The organism is Pseudoxanthomonas sp. LjRoot204_2, assembly GCF_056175765.1.
Window position 1 is genome coordinate 1 of record NZ_JBGFFG010000731.1, and the last position, 1,058, is coordinate 1,058.

The window sequence follows — 1,058 nt, forward strand, 5'->3', positions numbered from 1 at the left end:
TCTCAGCGGGTGTCCTCGGCGCACAGTACGTCGGCGCAGGCGACCTGTTCGCCGTTGACCGACGCCACGCCGGTGTAGAAGGCCATGTTGCGGATCAGCCGCTTCAGCGTGACATCCAGGTCCAGCCGGTCGCCGGGCACCACCATGCGGGTGAAGCGCGCGTTTTCCACCTTCACCATGTAGAACATCCGTCCTGCAGTGTCGCCCTGGTGCGAAAGCTGCGTCAGCAGGCCGCCGGCCTGCGCCAGTGCCTCGATGATCAGCACGCCGGGCATGATCGGGCGGTCCGGGAAATGGCCGGTGAAGAAGGGCTCGTTCTGGGTGACGTTCTTGTACGCCAGCACGCGCTTGTCCTTCTCGAACTCCACCACGCGGTCGACCAGCAGGAACGGGTAGCGGTGSGGCAGCAGTTGGCGGATGGTGGCCGAGTCGACGGGCAGTTGCAGGTCCAGGGTCATCAGGTTTCCTTGTCGGCCGCCAGCACGCGTCGTGCCAAGGCGTCCAGTTGCTTGAAGCGCGCGGCGTTCTTGCGCCAGGTACGGTTGTCGGTGAGCGGCGTGCCGCTCGAGTATTCGCCGGGTTCGGTGATCGAGCTGGTCACCAGCGACATGGCGGTGACCACCACGCGGTCGCAGATCTCGAGGTGGCCGAGCACGCCTGCCGCCCCACCGATCAGGCAATAGCGGCCGATGCGTGCGCTGCCGGCGGCGGCACTGCACCCGGCCATCGCCGTGTGCGCACCGATGCGGACGTTGTGGCCGATCTGGATCTGGTTGTCGAGGCGGACGTCTTCCTCCAGCACGGTATCGTCCAGCGCGCCGCGGTCGATGGTGGTGTTCGCCCCGATTTCGCAATCGTCCCCGATCACCACGCCGCCCAGCTGCGGCACCTTGATCCAGTGCCCGCTGTCCATCGCCAAGCCGAAGCCGTCGGCGCCGATCACGGCGCCTGGATGGACCAGGACGCGCTGGCCCAGGCGCACGCGCGTGACCAGGGTGACGCGCGCGACCAGTTCGCAGCCATCGCCGACCACGCAGTCGTCGCCGACGATGCAGCCC

The 1,058-nt window shown here is 67.5% G+C and carries 2 protein-coding genes; both read right to left on the reverse strand.

All coding sequences use genetic code 11. From position 1 onward, the window contains the following. Positions 1–2: 2 nt before the first annotated feature. Positions 3–458 (reverse strand): 3-hydroxyacyl-ACP dehydratase FabZ, encoded by a 456-nt coding sequence (gene fabZ / locus AC04L7_RS19460; protein WP_296280365.1) that lies wholly within the window; start codon positions 456–458, stop codon positions 3–5. Beyond that, positions 458–1,058 (reverse strand): UDP-3-O-(3-hydroxymyristoyl)glucosamine N-acyltransferase (lpxD, locus tag AC04L7_RS19465; RefSeq protein ID WP_475513811.1); only part of this gene is annotated, 601 nt, incomplete at its 5' end. The genes fabZ and lpxD, both read right to left, overlap by 1 nt.